At 41.3% G+C, this 17,152-nt stretch carries 13 protein-coding genes and 1 pseudogene; 11 read left to right on the forward strand and 3 right to left on the reverse strand.

The genetic code is table 11. The annotated features are described in order from the left end of the window. Window positions 1-399 precede the first annotated feature (399 nt). Entirely contained in the window at window positions 400-2,571 is a 2,172-nt protein-coding gene (locus BN6559_RS19745) for a collagen-like protein (protein WP_110954929.1), read from the reverse strand. Window positions 2,572-2,919: 348 nt separating this feature from the next. Here BN6559_RS19745 and BN6559_RS19825 point away from each other — a divergent pair. Then, window positions 2,920-3,075: pseudogene (locus BN6559_RS19825) on the forward strand (hypothetical protein); the annotation flags it as partial. A 104-nt stretch (window positions 3,076-3,179) separates the two neighbouring features. Here BN6559_RS19825 and BN6559_RS11975 read toward each other — a convergent pair. Continuing rightward, window positions 3,180-5,027 carry a BclA C-terminal domain-containing protein gene (locus BN6559_RS11975; RefSeq protein ID WP_110954930.1) on the reverse strand — a complete coding sequence of 616 codons (1,848 nt, stop codon included), beginning with the start codon at window positions 5,025-5,027 and terminating at the stop codon, window positions 3,180-3,182. 204 nt (window positions 5,028-5,231) lie between these two features. Here BN6559_RS11975 and BN6559_RS11980 point away from each other — a divergent pair, with 204 nt between their 5' ends. From BN6559_RS11980 to BN6559_RS12020, 9 genes are all read left to right on the forward strand, one after another. Beyond that, window positions 5,232-5,609, forward strand: coding sequence for a hypothetical protein (locus BN6559_RS11980; RefSeq protein WP_110954931.1), 378 nt, complete (start codon window positions 5,232-5,234; stop codon window positions 5,607-5,609). Window positions 5,610-5,956: 347 nt separating this feature from the next. Further along, window positions 5,957-6,556 carry a TetR/AcrR family transcriptional regulator gene (locus BN6559_RS11985; protein ID WP_110954932.1) on the forward strand — a complete coding sequence of 200 codons (600 nt, stop codon included), beginning with the start codon at window positions 5,957-5,959 and terminating at the stop codon, window positions 6,554-6,556. Window positions 6,557-6,787: 231 nt separating this feature from the next. Then, window positions 6,788-7,966, forward strand: a complete 1,179-nt coding sequence (gene nirJ1 / locus BN6559_RS11990; RefSeq protein ID WP_110954933.1) for a putative heme d1 biosynthesis radical SAM protein NirJ1 — start codon at window positions 6,788-6,790, stop codon at window positions 7,964-7,966. Between the two features lie 107 nt (window positions 7,967-8,073). Continuing rightward, entirely contained in the window at window positions 8,074-9,066 is a 993-nt protein-coding gene (gene nirJ2 / locus BN6559_RS11995) for a putative heme d1 biosynthesis radical SAM protein NirJ2 (RefSeq protein ID WP_110954934.1), read from the forward strand. Between the two features lie 142 nt (window positions 9,067-9,208). Next, entirely contained in the window at window positions 9,209-9,994 is a 786-nt protein-coding gene (locus BN6559_RS12000) for an HAD family hydrolase (RefSeq protein ID WP_110954935.1), read from the forward strand. Window positions 9,995-10,019: 25 nt separating this feature from the next. Then, window positions 10,020-10,874 carry a histidinol-phosphatase gene (locus BN6559_RS12005; protein ID WP_110954936.1) on the forward strand — a complete coding sequence of 285 codons (855 nt, stop codon included), beginning with the start codon at window positions 10,020-10,022 and terminating at the stop codon, window positions 10,872-10,874. Window positions 10,875-10,959: 85 nt separating this feature from the next. Then, window positions 10,960-12,678, forward strand: a complete 1,719-nt coding sequence (locus BN6559_RS12010; RefSeq protein WP_110954937.1) for a sensor histidine kinase — start codon at window positions 10,960-10,962, stop codon at window positions 12,676-12,678. Next, window positions 12,650-13,414: a LytR/AlgR family response regulator transcription factor gene (locus BN6559_RS12015; protein WP_456060695.1), complete on the forward strand. Its 765-nt coding sequence runs from the start codon at window positions 12,650-12,652 to the stop codon at window positions 13,412-13,414. Before BN6559_RS12010 ends, BN6559_RS12015 begins: the two co-directional genes overlap by 29 nt. 151 nt (window positions 13,415-13,565) lie before the next feature. Beyond that, a complete protein-coding gene (locus BN6559_RS12020; protein WP_110956391.1) occupies window positions 13,566-15,344 on the forward strand; it encodes a carbon starvation CstA family protein in 1,779 nt (592 codons plus the stop codon). Between the two features lie 106 nt (window positions 15,345-15,450). Here BN6559_RS12020 and BN6559_RS12025 read toward each other — a convergent pair whose 3' ends face one another. Further along, the gene (locus tag BN6559_RS12025) at window positions 15,451-16,014 is read right to left on the reverse strand and encodes a hypothetical protein (protein WP_110954939.1); all 564 of its coding nucleotides are present in this window, start codon (window positions 16,012-16,014) and stop codon (window positions 15,451-15,453) included. Between the two features lie 171 nt (window positions 16,015-16,185). Between BN6559_RS12025 and BN6559_RS19750 the strand changes: the two genes are divergently transcribed. After that, complete coding sequence (locus BN6559_RS19750) at window positions 16,186-17,022, forward strand: methyl-accepting chemotaxis protein (protein ID WP_110954940.1); 837 nt, start codon at window positions 16,186-16,188, stop codon at window positions 17,020-17,022. Window positions 17,023-17,152: the final 130 nt, after the last annotated feature.

Below are 17,152 nucleotides of genomic sequence, written 5' to 3' on the forward strand. Positions count from 1 at the left end.
TCAAACCAACTTGCGAATTTGCTCACTATTTTCTGCAGAGTATTCACCATTACGGAGTTTTTGGATTTTGTACTGAATTTTGGTGTAGGCACTACTTTTACAAATTGATATGATAAAAATCATATTGAGCATGGCAGTTTTCCAAAATATCGGTTTTAGTCAATTGATATTTTACCAGAAATTTGCCATGTCTTTTACTATGCAAAAAAATAAATGTTGCAGTTTTGATTTTCATCTAAACTGCAACATTTATTATAGAGCGGTAATTTTATACCACTTGGGTTCGGGTACGTTTTTTTTTAGAAGGCGTCTTCTTTTGTTGAATCTTCTGTTGAGATTCAATAAAAAAATAGGCTATCGATAGTATTGTAATATGATAATGCGACCTTTGAGGGGGCGTTATCTTTGATCGCTGATCGTAGCGCTGCTGTTGCTGCCGGTAAGTCCGGCCAATGGATCATAAGGAGCTCCTGTTTGCGTCCCTACTAATAATGCAATATCAACAGCATTTGCAGGCAGGCCCCAGGAATTGCCCGAAAAAACAAAGATTGCCTGATCGACAACGAAGCCGCGTGTATTATAGGTGACATTACTGACGATATAACCTGTTGAGTTTGGATTTAAATAAGCAGGTTGGCGGAGAAAATAAAAAATATTATCCTGTACGATCAAATCTGTTACATTTCCCTGCGTTACAAAACCGCGATTGACGACCCAGTCTGTTGATGGGCCAGCTTGAGGCGGACCAAAAATAACATTGTTTACAAGCTTATGATCGGTTCCGGCAAGCTGGATAAATTCGGCTGTGTAAGGATTGTCACTTGTGATTGTTAGTCCATCTACGGTAATACCACTTCCCGTGATAAGAAAAGCGATCACGGCAGCCTGTAAGATAACGAGTGTGCTCGGATAGCCTTTTAAGGTTACGCCTGCTTTGTTGACTGTGATTGTTGCGGTTATCGGATAGGTTCCGCCTAAGATATGAACGGTACCTGTCGGAGATACCGCTGTTACCCCTTCTTGTATTGTTCCAAATGGGCTGGCCTGTGTACCGTCTCCGCTGGTGGCGCCTGCCAGGACATATACATCAAATGGGTTAGGTTCGACTGTACCCGTAGCCCCGGTATCGCCGGTAGGTCCAGTAGCCCCGGTATCTCCGGTAGCACCGGTAGGTCCAGTAGGTCCAGTAGCCCCGGTATCTCCGGTAGCACCGCCGCCTGGACCCGTAGTACCGGTAGCACCAGTTTCGCCAATAGCACCAGTTTCGCCAGTGGCACCGGTCACACCTGTGGCTCCTGTAGGTCCAGTATCACCCGTAAGTCCGCCGGCAGGTCCAGTAGCTCCGGTGGCCCCCGGTGCGCCGGTAGCACCTGTATCACCGGTAGGACCAGTTACGCCAGTAGCACCAGTATCGCCAGTCGGGCCAGTTACGCCGGTAGCACCTGTATCACCGGTAGGACCAGTTACGCCAGTAGCACCAGTATCGCCAGTCGGGCCAGTTACGCCGGTAGCACCTGTATCACCGGTAGAACCAGTCACTCCGGTAGCACCTGTGTCACCGGTAGGACCCGTTACTCCGGTAGCGCCTGTGTCACCAGTCGGGCCAGTCACTCCGGTAGCACCTGTATCACCGGTAGGACCCGTTACTCCGGTAGCGCCTGTGTCGCCAGTGGGACCAGTTACTCCGGTAGCGCCTGTGTCGCCAGTCGGGCCAGTTACGCCCGTAGCGCCTGTGTCACCGGTAGGACCAGTTACGCCGGTAGCACCCGTTGCGCCGGTGGCGCCCGTAGCACCTGTAGGTCCAGCTGGAGTGGTATCCTCTATTGTAACAATTGCAGATCCTTGAGTTACTGTAATATCAAGCGTAGAAGACTGGAATATCAAGTTTTCTCCCAATCCGACTGAAGCCGATCCTTCAGTACCTAATACGTTAAAGAGAGTTGTGCCAGCTGCAGCGACGGGGCCGGTAGGACCAGTATCGCCAGTAGGACCAGTAGGCCCGGTTACACCAGTTGCGCCCGTAGCACCGATATCCCCGGTAGGACCGGTAGGACCGGTAGGGCCGGTTACGCCCGTAGCACCGATATCCCCGGTAGGACCAGTAGGACCGGTAGGGCCGGTTACGCCCGTAGCACCGATATCACCGGTAGGCCCAGTAGGACCGGTAGGGCCAGTTACACCAGTAGCACCGATATCACCGGTAGGCCCAGTGGGGCCGGTTACGCCCGTAATACCGATATCACCGGTAGGTCCGGTAGGACCGGTTGCGCCCGTAACACCGATATCACCGGTAGGTCCAGTCGGCCCGGTTACGCCCGTAGCACCGATATCACCAGTAGGTCCAGTCGGTCCGGTAGGACCCGTAGAGCCTACAGTTGCTCCGGTAGGGCCAGTAGGACCGGTCGCGCCAGTTATACCGGTAATTCCAATAGGATAAGGTTGTGGAAATATATGATTTTTAGAACATCCGCAGCCATGATACCCATCGCAACTATTATATCCATTATAGCCACATCCGTCATATTCATCGCATCCATTGTATCCATGGCGTTTTTCATTTTCATTTGACATGGAATTCTAACCACCTTTAAAACAATCTTGTCATATCATCATATGAATATAACGGCAGCAATGTGAGATTTTCTGATGGTTCTAAATAAAATCTTATTCATACTGAGGTTGCTTGAATAATATTTTATTTAAGAAATTGTAATTTTTAACATGGATTATCGATTTATTACATTGAAAAGTTAGAATTAAATGACTCAATTGGTTGGTTATATTGGAGAGCGAATACCATATCTCGATTGAAACATGCAGTGACAATGAAAAAATGACTATTCAGGTGATTTATCAGTCACTCATGCTGTGAAAGAGGTTTAATTTCATTCAATTGCTACTTGATATAACAATGATTTTACGGAGGGCTGTAATACGATAGTTAAAAACCTGAAACGAATTTATTATAGTTATAGAAATTTTGATAGTTTCAAGCTTCGTATTCTATTTTTGTTCAACAATCCAGACGGAAAATTGGTTTGTAAACATAGGATTCCTACAGATATTTGCATATGAAAAGGCCGAATGAATTTTTCCATTCAAACTATACCACAACATGTTCCAAAGATTACTGTTTTGTAGTGTGCTTACGAATCTTCAGCACTTATATTTTTGTTTCTTTAACCCATGCCAATTTGTTGGATGACCAGAACAGCACCGGCTCCCTCGCTTAGATTTAAAGTTGTTGGTTCACCCAAAAGAGCCAGAGAGATAGTTGTATTTGCGGATAGTGTAGTGAAAAATTCCATTGAGGTTCCACTAATGTCACTGCCAACGTCGACGATGGATGGGGTATAAGCTGTGTCGTTAATAAGAATTTCGCTTGCAAAGCTATCAGGGGTAACGATATTAACATAATATGCGATACGATATAAACCAGCTTCATTGATTGTAAATATGGTATTTGAAGCATCAACTGTAATTTGTGAAGATACTGTTTGATCATTTGGTAGTGGGACAAGTGTAGGTGTGAGCAAATTAATGACAACACTATCGCCGATATTGTTTTCTGCAAATCCAATAACAGGAGTGGTAATTGTCCCAGTCACCCCAGTAGCACCTGTGTCACCAGTCGGGCCAGTCACTCCAGTAGCACCTGTGTCACCAGTCGGGCCAGTCACTCCGGTAGCACCTGTATCACCGGTAGGCCCAGTCACTCCGGTAGCACCTGTATCACCGGTAGGGCCAGTGACTCCGGTAGCACCTGTGTCACCAGTCGGGCCAGTCACTCCGGTAGCACCTGTATCACCGGTAGGGCCAGTCACTCCGGTAGCACCTGTGTCACCAGTCGGGCCAGTCACTCCGGTAGCACCTGTATCACCGGTAGGGCCAGTCACTCCGGTAGCACCTGTATCACCGGTAGGGCCAGTCACTCCGGTAGCACCTGTGTCACCAGTCGGGCCAGTCACTCCGGTAGCACCTGTGTCACCAGTCGGGCCAGTCACTCCAGTAGCACCTGTATCACCGGTAGGACCAGTTACTCCGGTAGCGCCTGTGTCGCCAGTCGGGCCAGTTACCCCGGTAGCACCTGTGTCGCCAGTCGGGCCAGTTACCCCAGTAGCGCCTGTGTCGCCAGTGGGACCCGTTACTCCGGTAGCGCCTGTGTCGCCAGTGGGACCCGTTACTCCGGTAGCGCCTGTGTCACCGGTAGGACCAGTAGCACCAGTATCGCCGGTAGGACCAGTTACGCCGGTAGCACCCGTTGCGCCGGTGGCGCCCGTAGCACCTGTAGGTCCAGCTGGAGTGGTATCCTCTATTGTAACAATTGCGGATCCTTGAGTTACTGTAATATCAAGCGTAGAAGACTGGAATATCAAGTTTTCTCCCAATCCGACTGAAGCTGATCCTTCAGTACCTAATACGTTAAAGAGAGTTGTGCCAGCAGCAGCGACGGGGCCGGTAGGACCAGTATCGCCAGTAGGACCAGTAGGCCCGGTTACACCAGTTGCGCCCGTAGCACCGATATCACCGGTAGGTCCAGTTACACCGGTAGGGCCAGTTACACCGGTAGGCCCTGTTACGCCAGTAGCACCAATATCACCGGTAGGTCCAGTAGGCCCTGTTACGCCAGTAGCACCAATATCACCGGTAGGTCCAGTAGGCCCTGTTGCGCCAGTAGCACCAATATCACCGGTAGGACCAGTAGGGCCGGTTACGCCAGTAGCACCGATATCACCGGTAGGGCCGGTAGCGCCAGTAGCTCCAGGGTCGCCAGTGGGTCCAGTAGTGCCAGGATCACCGGTAGGACCAGTCGGACCAGTCGGACCAGTAGAGCCTACAGTTGCTCCAGTAGGGCCAGTAGGACCGGTCGCGCCAGTTACACCGGTAATTCCAATAGGATAAGGCTGAGGAAATATATGATTTTTAGAACATCCACATCCATGATACCCATCGCAGCTATTATATCCACATCCGTCATATTCATCGCAGCTATTGTATCCATGGCGGTTTTCATTTTCATTTGACATAGTAGTTTTAACCACCTTTAAAAAAATTTTTGACATTCCATCATACGTTTATGACAAGCTTGATGTGAAATTTTATGTGCAATTAAAAGATCAAAGTTAATGTTAGTGATGTACGTTGAAAAATACATTAGTGATGAACACTCTCCTGGATGATTGTGAATAATATAATATACAAGTCAGTTGATCACGGGGAGGTTTTCAACCATGAATTCGAGACTGATTGATATTATTGTTGAAAATAATACGGATGCAGTGTTGAAATTTGGCAATGCTGTTGCATTGCATGGAAAAGCACCTTATGTACTTTTAGGTGATGATATTCTGATAGATAGGGGGCAGTGCACAGTTTGTGCAGAGGAAGCTGAAAACTTAGATGATTTTGGTTTACAAGGGGCCTTTTCATTTTTATTTCATGATTATTCAGAACGTGTATTTAATTTTGCTTATCAGTATTCTAGAGAGAATGGAAAGAGTTATGCACGTGTGTCGGGGCCTACTGGCTATACCTATACTACAAGCCTAAATCACTTATCAGCAAATCGTGCAATTTATACAATTACTTTACAGAGGCTTGGACAGTAGATATTTCTAGTCGGGGTATAGTTTTATTGGATAAAAAATGAACATTTGTCTGATTGATAACAAATATTTTTGTAATTTTCAAACAATAAAACAATAATTCAAGTCTGTAGGCGATGAAGTCGAGTGTATTTTCCCAAAAGGCCGGAGATGAAAATAAAAGCTGCTGAGTTTTTTAGCGTGAAACACCCACTTTTGTTTATAAAGCAAATGGTTTCGTCCCGATATAGAGTTTTCTGATGAGATATTTTTGCAACTTATGGTGAATTCGTTTTTATTGAAATATTTATTAGATGAAGTATAATTGAATAAGTTATATTTTTTATTCAGGTTTAGAGGGGGCAATTTAAGTGGGTGACTCAATAACTCGTCGGGAACGTAAAAAGATAAATTCGAAGAAGGCAATTGTTGCTGCTGCTGTGAATTTATTTGGGCAGAAAGGGTTTCAAGAAACAACAGTTGCCGATATTATGAATGAGGCTGATTTAGGAATCGGGACTTTTTACAACTATTTCCAATCTAAAGAAGAGATTTTAAAAAGTTTACTTGCTCAAATTGTGGAAGAAATTAATGAGTTTTATGAAAAGTTATTAAAAGAATCGAAGCCGTCTGATGAAGTATTAACGGAAATGTTTTTACTTACGGCTAAAATTTTAGATCATAATAGATTTGTTTTACCTTTATTTTTAAGTGCAGCACATAAAGGTGCAATGCCTAAAGGGGCGATGCACCCAGCAAATGCTTTAAGTTTTAAGACCATATTTGATATTATTGTAAAAAATGGACAAAAAGACGGCGAGTTTCGTGATGATATACCAGCTGAAGTAATAACGGAAATGTTTCACGCTATTTTCCAAGCAGCTTCTTTTAGTAGTTTAGAAATAGGGTTTATGGCGAATATTCGTTATAAATTGACACTGATATTAGATGGAATTGTTATAAAAAAATAATAGAGAGCATGTTCTTTCCTACAAAATACAGCGGAAATTTTTTGTATAAAATTTTCAAAATGATTTATTGACCAAAAGGGAAAATACTGATAAGATAAAAATAAATGAATGCTATTCACTTATGAGTAGTGTTCTTATTTTAATGTAGATATAATTGAAATATATTATATTTTCTTTTTCGATAAATTTAGTGTATTTTATAAAAGAAATATTTGTAGGTGAGATGAAAAGATGATTAGTGTTACGAAATTATTATTTGCGACAGAATACTTTGGAGATTCTTTACGTTATACAAAGGGAGCAAACACTGCTCGGCATGGTGTAAAAGAAGGGGCAGGTCCTGTAGTTGTTTGGAATTCTACGCGTACTTGTAACTTAACTTGTCGTCATTGTTATATGAATTCTGATGCGCAAAAATATCAGAATGAATTGACGACAGAAGAAGCCAAAAGATTTATTGATGATTTAGCAGAGTTTAATGTACCTGTATTGTTAATTTCGGGTGGAGAGCCTTTAATTAGACCAGACTTTTTTGAGCTTGCAACCTATGCAGCGCAAAAGGGTGTGAGACCTACTCTTTCGACAAATGGAACTTTAATTACGCGTGAAGTTGCGCAAAAAATTAAAGAAATTGGTGTAGGGTATGTAGGGATTTCATTAGATGGTCTGCGGGAAGTGAATGATAAATTCCGTGGCAAGGAAGGTGCTTTTGAAGCTGCAATGCAAGGGATTAAAAACTGCGTTGCGGTTGGCCAACGTGTTGGACTGCGCTTTACGATCAATCATCATAACTTGCAGGAATTAGAAAATATTTTTGATTTTATTGAAGAAGAAAATATTAACCGGGTTTGTTTTTATCATTTAGTGTATTCCGGTCGTGGCAACGCAATGATGGATGAAGATGTGACACCAGAAGAGTCACGTCGGGCAATGGACATTATCATTCGGCGCACTAAGGATTTTGAAGCGCGCGGTTTAAAGAAAGAAATTTTGACGGTAGACAACCATTGCGATGGTGTCTATATGTATATAAAAGCGTTGGCTGAAGGCGATGAGAAATTGGCAGCGCAGATTAAGGAATATATTTCAATGAATGGTGGTAATCGGTCAGGGATTGCCTTTGGTGAAGTCGATCCAATGGGATATGTACATCCGGATCAATTTACACAACATCATACATTTGGCAATGTGCGCGAACGTAAATTTAGTGAGATTTGGCGCGACGAAACGCATGAAATCTTAGCTGGTTTAAAAGATCGTAAACATTTACTAAAAGGACGTTGCAGTAAGTGTCAATATCTTGATAATTGTAATGGGAATTTTAGAACCCGTGCGGAAGCAACGACAGGTGATTTTTGGGAATCGGATCCTGCCTGCTATTTGACGGATAAAGAAATTGGCCTGAAATAGAAGCAGATTAAGGTTTAAATTAGGAGGTGTCCTATTTGAAGCTTCATTTGCTTAGATTGTCGCGAAAAAGATGATGGTGAATTTGATAATTTGGGGAGAGACGAGCTATGATTATTTCTTGGAATACGACAAATGCATGTAATATGTACTGTGATCATTGTTATAGAGATGCTGGTTGTAAAGCGGATGAAGAATTAAATACGAAAGAAGCAAAAACACTGCTGGAACAAATTGCAAAAGCGGGTTTTAAGATTATGATTTTTAGTGGCGGAGAGCCACTCATGCGTCCGGATATTATCGAGTTAGTAAAACATGCAACCTCTTTAGGACTTCGCTCGGTGTTTGGGACGAATGGGACGCTGATTACGGAAGACATGGCAAAACAGTTGAAGGCTGCCGGTGCCATGGGCATGGGAATTTCTTTGGATTCTCTAGATAAAGATAAACATAATCAGTTTCGGAAGTTTCCAAATGCATGGGAAGGTGCCGTTCAGGGAATGCGCAATTGCCGCAAGGCCGGCTTAGCTTTTCAGATTCATACAACGGTTATGGATTGGAATTCTCATGAAATTGAATCGATTACTGATTTTGCTGTAGCAGAAGGTGCAGTTGCGCATCATTTCTTTTTCTTAGTACCAACAGGGAGAGCTGCTTCGATTGAAACGGAATCTTTAAGAGCAGAAGCGTATGAAGATACTTTGACACGCATCATGAAGAAACAGCAAGAAGTAGATATTGAATTAAAACCAACCTGTGCACCACAGTTTATGCGGATTGCAAAGCAAATGGGAATGAAATTGCGGTTTGGCCGCGGTTGTTTGGCAGGGACTTCCTATTGTATTATTAGTCCGCGCGGGCAAGTGCAGCCATGTGCGTATTTAAATCTTCCACTTGGTGACGTTCGGGAAACTCCGTTTGATGAAATTTGGAAAAATAACGAGGTACTGAATAATCTTCGGACGTTACAATATAAAGGCGGTTGCGGCAGCTGTGAATATAAGCATGCTTGCGGTGGTTGCCGCGCACGTGCCGCGTATTATCATGAGGGCGATTATATGGCAGAGGAACCATGGTGTTTGTATCATGGACGTAAAGGGTAATTGTATAACCATTATAGTGGCAGGGCAGATCATCTATGCATCATTGTTCATAGATGATCTGCCCTTTTCATGTTATACTAAGAAGGTATCGTTTTATAATTTTTAAATGTAATAACCGTAATTATTTAGAAGGGGAAATGATATGATAAAATTGATCATAACAGATATGGATGGTACATTACTTGATGAAAAGGGCGAATTGCCGGTAGAGTTAGATCAAGTTATGCCAAAGTTAAGAGAAAAAGGAATTCTGTTTGCTGCTGCGAGTGGACGGCAGTATTACAGTTTATTAAATACGTTTGCTGAGTTTGAAAAAGAAATGTTGTTTTTCGCTGAAAATGGTACGTATGTGATTTATAAAGGTAAGGAATTATTTTCTCATACATTGCCTAAAGATACGGTGGTGGAGATTTTAAATATTGCGAAAGCGATACCTGATATACACATTGTATTATCAGGCAAGAAAAAGGCCTATCACACGTCAATAGATCCGCTGTTTGAAAAAGATTTGCATCGTTACTATGTACGTTCTGAGTTGGTAAGTGATTTTTCAACTGTCGAGGACGAATTTCTAAAAATATCGATTTTTGATACCAAGGGTGCTGAGTTTAATAGCAATCGCTTTTTTGCTGGATATCGAGATAAGTTGCAGGTTGCTGTTAGTGCGCCGCATTGGTTGGACGTTATGACGTTAGGTACCAATAAAGGAGTGGCGGTTAAAAAGGTGCAGGAGCATTTTCATTTTAAAGAAAACGAAACGATGGTATTTGGTGATTATTTAAATGATTTAGAAATGATGTCTGCTGCGTACTATAGTTATGCAATGGAAAATGCGCACCCTGACGTAAAACAGAGAGCTCGATTTATAGCGAAATCGAATGCTGAATACGGTGTCATTCGTGCAATTCAAGAAAAAGTGCTGGGGTAAGTTGACGTGAAAGGGCTTGATTTATGTGAAATTTGATTATCATATGCATTTTGAATATGGCAGTTATGATTTAAACTGGGTGAAGGGTTTTTTTGAAAGTGCAAAAAAACGGGGGATTGAAGAAATTGGTATTTCTGAGCATACCCACGGTTTTGTTGAATTTAAAGATTTGTATTATGATGAGTTGATTTTAGATGATGGCGTTGTTGGAACATTTCAACAAAAATGGCTGAAAAAAAATAAATTCAAATATTCTTTAGACGACTATTTTTGTTTTATGAACGAGCTAAAAGAAAAAGGTTATCCTGTTAAAATAGGAATTGAGATTTGCAATTTTCAAAATCAAAAACATGTCAAAGAGATTATTGGAAAATATGATTTTGATTATGTAATTGGGTCAGTGCATTTTCTAAAAGGATGGGGATATGATTTTTCGGATATTAAAACGGAATGGAGTCGTCATACATTAGAAGATATCTATACTTGGTATGCACAAGAGATTGAAAACTTATGCAGCGGCGGTCTTTACGATATACTTGGGCATCCCTTTAATATACGATTGTTTAAAAATATTCCGACATTTGACGTTCGTCCGATTTTGGAACGTGTCGCAAAAGCATTAAAGCAGGCGAATATGGCGATTGATATCAACACAGGTACACTTTATCGTTACCCGATTGCGGAAATTTCTCCGTATCCAGATTTCTTAGAAGTGGCACGTGCTTATGATTTACCAATTATTACATCATCAGATGCACATCAACCGGAAGATTGCGGCCGTTATATTGATAAGGCTGTAGAATATGCAAAGGCCTATGGTTATGACAGTGTGTTAACATTCAGCAATCGTAAGGCGGTTGCTAGAAGATTTGATGAATAGAGAAACTTTTTTCAGTGAGAAGTGATAGAAGATAGAAGCGTTGTTTTACGGGAAGGTTGAGGAAGCATGAAGAGAGGGATACCGATTGCAGGATTCTTTGTTATTTCAAATGGTCGAGCGCATGAGCATGGCGGCAACGCTGGCTTTTATTTTATCGCAGACCAGTATTTTTCGTAGAATTAATTATAGTTATGTTTCAACTGCGGATAAGGTAAAGATTGCAATTATCTTTGGTTTGATCGGCATTACTGGAACTTATGCAGGTATTCCTGTTCATGATGCTTTAGCAAATTCCAGAGTGATTGGTGTTATGGCAGCAGGCTTAATTGGCGGTCCGACTGTTGGTGTTATGGCGGGATTTGTAGCCGGTGGTCATCGATATTTCATGGGTGGATTTACAGCATTTTCATGTTCATTGGCCAATATTTGTGAAGGCTTGCTGGCGGGTTTAATTCGTCGTTATTATCCTTCTAATCCTGTACCGTGGTGGGTTGCCTTACTTAGCGGGATCGTTGGGGAAACGATGCAAATGTGCATTATTCTTTTGACTGCCAAACCTTTTGATATGGCATATGCATTGGTTGAAAATATTGCAGTGCCAATGATTGTCGCTAATTCGATTGGTCTTGCAATTTTCATGCTGATTATCAAAACTACGATGGATGTACAGCTGCGCGCCGGTGCGATGCAGGCACAAAAAGCATTGATGATCGCGGCACAAACGCTGCCGTATTTTAGACGTGGTTTATATAGTGAATCAGCAAAAGCTGCGGCAAGGATTGTTTATGAAAAGGGTGGATATCATGCTGTCGCTGTGACGGATACAGAAAAGGTGCTGGCTTTTATTGGTGTTGAGGCACAACATCATTTATCGGAAAATAAAGGATTCACAAAAGCAACGAATCGAGCGTTGATCAGCGGAGATGTTTATATTGCGAGAACACCGGCGGAAATTGGCTGCAAGTGCCAAAAGTGTTCACTAACAAGTGCGATTATTGTACCATTAAAGTGTGGTAAGCAAGTGATCGGAACATTCAAGCTCTATCATACAAATAGTAATTTATTGAACGAATCCGATGTTGTGTTTGCAAACGGGCTGGCGGATTTGTTTTCGATTCAACTTGAATTGGCTGAAATCGATCGCCAGACAAAACAGGCTGCACATGCCGAGTTAAAAGCTTTGCAGGCCCAGATTAACCCACATTTTTTGTTTAATACGTTGAATACAATTATATCGTTGGTAAGAACTCAACCGGAGCTGGCGAGAGAATTATTGGTAAAGCTTAGTTCAATTTTTCGGTTTACGCTGCGGAAAACGGGCCGAAATATTACTTTGAGTGAAGAAATCACACAGGTGCGGGCTTATCTAGCGATAGAAAAAGCACGGTGTGGAGAAAAACTGACGATTCGAGAAGAGATTGATGTAAACGCAGATATTTATATGATCCCATCTCTTACGATACAGCCAATTATTGAAAATGCGATTGTACACGGATTAAAACGAAAAATTGATGGCGGTACGATCATTCTTCATATCGAAGAATGTGAAGAGGCGATAAAAATAAAAGTGATGGATGATGGCATTGGAATGGATTTGTCAAAGAAAAATCCATTGCAGGAAACATCGGAAGGCCATATTGGACTAAAAAATGTAGATGAACGCTTACATAGCCAATATGGTGTTGCATATGGTGTGACTTTGGAAAGTGTAGTCAATCAGGGGACGACTGTAACGATTAAGATACCGAAAATACCAAATTCTACTGCGGAGGACGATGCTTGTGCTAAAAGTTTTGATTATTGATGATGAGATGCCGGCACGTGATGAACTAAAATATTTATTGTCTTTTGAGCGTGATGTTGAGGTAATTGGAGATGCGGATAATATCGCAGAAGCAGTAGAACTTGCGGTTAAATTGCAGCCGGATGTAATTTTTTTAGATATTAATATGCGAGAAATGAATGGACTAGAGGCATCGGCTATCTTTAGAAGTGTCGTAAAATCGACGATGATTGTCTTTGCTACAGCTTATGATGAATACGCATTGAAAGCATTTGAAATTGGTGCTGTAGATTATATTTTGAAACCTTTTGAACAAGAAAGAATCAGTAAAACAATTATGCGATTGAAAAATTATCAACCGGAAGAATGGAATACAGCGGCCAAGCAAATTGATGTTGCACTTAGTCAAAGTAAGGTTTCTGTACAAAAGCTGCCAGTCGAAAAGTCGGGGAAAATTATTTTGTTAAATTATCATGAGATTGTGTATGCCTATGCACATAATGGAATGGTAACCGTTGTAACGGAGCATGAAGAATTGAATTATAGCGGTACGTTATCTGAATTACAAGGACGCGTAGTAGAAACGACTTTGCTTCGTGTACATAAAAGTTATATCGTAAATCTAGACAAAGTCAAAGAAGTAGTTCCATGGTTTAAAGGAACGTACTGGTTGAAAATGGACAGTAGTAGTAAGGTAGAAATACCAATCAGCAAAAGTCAAATTAAGGAAATAAAGACGATTTTTGGGTTAAAATAATCGTTTCTGATCGTTTATCCATAATTTCTGTTCAATGTCTACTTTCTTCCATTCATAGAGTTTTTATTTCTTAATGGATGAATTTGGGCTAACATGAAATTGCAATTTAATTTCAGAAAATTAAATTAATTTGCAAGGAGGAATTATCATGATGAATGGTCTTTATCTTGTTATTATTTCAGCACTTGTCTTGACGATTTGTTATCGTTATTATGGCGCGTTTATGGCGGCAAAGGTTTTGGCGCTGGATCCAAATCGTCCAACACCAGCGGTTGTGAACGATGATGGTCATGACTACGTACCAACGAACAAATGGGTAACATTTGGTCATCATTTTGCGGCGATTGCCGGCGCAGGTCCGCTTGTAGGTCCAGTACTTGCAGCACAATTCGGTTATCTGCCGGGAACCATCTGGTTGTTAGTTGGTGCTTGTATCGGTGGAGCGGTCCACGATATTATTATTTTATTTGCATCTATGCGCCACAATGGTTTATCCATAGCCGAAATTGCAAAAGCGGAAATCGGTAAATCTACCGGACTCGCGGCTGCAATTGCAGTAATTTTTATTTTGGTTATAACAATGGCAGGGATGGCAATTGCTGTTGCCAATGCTTTGTTTAACAGCCCTTGGGGTGCATTTACGGTAGGGGCAACAATTCCGATCGCATTATTTGTTGGTGTCTACATGCGTTATTTGCGCCCAGGGCATATTGGGGAAGCCTCTTTTATTGGGGTAGTATTAGTTTTGGCGGCCGTATTTGCCGGTCCGTGGATTCAACAGTCTTCATTAGCACCATTTTTCACATTAAGTCGTCTGCAACTTGATATTATTTTACCGATTTATGGGTTTATTGCAGCGGCATTGCCTGTGTGGCTGCTTTTAGCACCACGTGATTATTTAAGTACGTATATGAAAATTGGTACAATTGGAGCTTTAGCTCTGGGGATCATTTTTGTTCAACCAGAAATTCAAATGCCGGCGATTACAGAATTTATTAACGGCGGCGGTCCTGTTATACCAGGTCCAGTTTGGCCATTTGTTTGTATTACAATTGCTTGCGGTGCGATTTCTGGATTCCATTCAATTATTGCTACAGGTACAACACCTAAAATGGTAAGTAATGAACGTGAAATATTACCGATTGGATTTGGAGCAATGCTTGCAGAATCGTTTGTCGGTATCATGGCCTTGATTGCGGCAACCAGTTTATTTCCGGCAGATTATTTTGCGATTAACAGTGCACCTGCTGCGTTTGAAAAATTAGGGATGGCAGTACAAGAATTACCGATGTTATCACAAATGGTCGGTGAAGATGTTGCTGGTCGTCCGGGCGGGGCAGTATCCCTGGCAGTAGGTATGGCACATATCTTCTCAAAGATTCCAGGGCTTGGAGAATTCATGTCGTTCTTGTATCATTTTGCAATTATGTTTGAAGCTTTATTCATCTTGACGATTATTGATGCCGGTACGCGTGTTGGCCGTTATCTGTTACAAGAAATTGGCGGGATGGTATATAAACCTCTAGGTGATGTGCATTGGACACCCGGTATTATCTTTACGAGTGCCTTGATTTCTGGGGCTTGGGGATATTTGGTGTTTGGTGGTTCGATCGCATCCATTTGGCCTCTATTTGGCTTATCCAATCAATTGCTCGCGAGCATGACGCTGGCGATTGGAACAACAGTACTCTTGCGCATGGGAAAAGGAAAATATATATGGACGACGCTGATTCCGTTATGCTTTATGATTGCCACAGCATTGACGGCAGGTTTTTATAACATTTTCCAATTCTATTTACCAAAAGGTCAATTTTTACTAGCAGGTGCAAGTGCAATTATGATGGTTTTAATTGTATTTGTTATCATGAATTCAATTAAGGTGTGGTTTGAGATTACAAAAACAGATAAGACTGCAAAAGTGTCTCTTTAAATTAAAAGTGAAAAGTTTTTTTCATCCTTCGGAACGTCTTTTTCCGGAAAAGGCCGGGGACGAAAACGATAGGGGGACGCATTTTTAATGCGCCCCCTTAGTTTGTTTAGTGTTTAATCGATGGTTTTGGTGGAATTTCAATTTTGGTTTCATAGCGTGCGATTGCGTGCGTAAGCATTGCATCTGAAGAGTAAGATTGCCAAATCGATTGGATGTTGGTGATATATTGATCTTTATTAAATTCTGTCGTGCGTTGTTTTTTGGTGCTTTCAATTAAGGTGTTAAAGAAGTCGTCAGGTAACGTGATCGTACGCATAGCAAGTAAGATATCAAGCCGACTGTCAACGAGGTATAAGCTGATCGTTTTTTCAGCGGGATTTTCTAAGTTTGGCTGTTGGTCTTTTGTATGAAAATGTACAGAATAAGGACAATCTCCCCAGCCGTTGATAATGCCATCTATTTTATATAATAAGAAAATAATATCTTTTTCTACGAAGAGTCCTAACTCAATTTTTCCGGTGCGAAAGGCCTCAATGGCGATTAAATCTACTGTGCTTAATTTTAAGATAAACATTGCGCCGTTGATATCATATTGAAAAATGCCGCCATCTCCCTGCGCTTGGATCGGTAGTGGAAACTTCTCTCCAACTTGAAAATTTGTATATGACATGAAAACCTCCGAATTTTGATATTTGCTAAGTTCATAACTATTTTTATACTATATCATATTTTATGATAAATAAAAAAGATGATAATTTCAGTGAACGGAGAAAGGTGAATATCATTTTTGAGCGAAATAAGGAATTATATCGTAATAAATTTTTTACAAGGAAGTGTATTTATGGCAGAATCGGTATTATTAAATGCATTTGTAAGCGTAGTTGATGTTATTCCTAAGCTTTTAGTTAGTAAAATTGGTATGGTTGTTTGTGATAAAGAAAAGTGGATTGCTTCTAGTGCTATTGAAGAAATAAAAAGGCAAATTGTGATTGGTGATGTGATTAAACCCGGGGCGGCAGTTCATACAGCGATGCAGAAAAATAGGCGTGTCGTTGTTGAGGTTGCAAAGGAAGTGTATGGGATTCCCTATATTGCCGTGAGTATACCAATTGTTGATCATGGTGTAGTTGTAGGGGCCGTTGCAATTCATGAATCTTTAGAAAGAAAACAAGTATTGCAAGAGACTGCAAATCATCTTTCTGATGCTGCAGATGTAATGTCAGAGGCAATGCAATCAATCCTACTGCAGGCAAAGCAGATGACTGCCACAAGTCATAATCTTAGGGAATTAGTAAACACAGCCCACAAAGAAGTAAGTGAAACAGATTCTGTAATTAGTTTTATTAAAAATGTTGCGAGTGAGACAAACTTGTTAGGACTCAATGCGGCAATCGAGGCGGCGCGTGTTGGTGAGCAAGGTCGTGGTTTTGGTGTAGTTGCAACAGAGGTACGAAAGCTGGCTGAGAATAGTGCGACTTCTGCAACAGAGATTACACAAACTTTGACGCAGATCAACGCATCAATTGCGAGAATTAATGAAGAAATTGAGGTTGTCGATTCGGTGAATTTGAAGCAATCAGATACGATTGAAAATATTGCCGGAAAAAGTAAAGAATTGCAAGATATTGCACAAAGATTAGCTGCGATTGCAGCGGAGTTGAATAAAGAAAATGAGTAGAGTCAAAGGGGCAGTAGAACAGATTTTAATAGAATGTATTGATAGATGAAATATTTTTATTTTGCTTAAGTATGGATACCAGTATTATTTACTGGTATTTTTTGTGCTTTTATAGGGGCGCTTTGTAGAT

The organism is Massilibacillus massiliensis, assembly GCF_900086705.1.
In the GTDB taxonomy this organism is placed as follows: Bacteria; Bacillota; Negativicutes; order FLKF01; family FLKF01; genus Massilibacillus; species Massilibacillus massiliensis.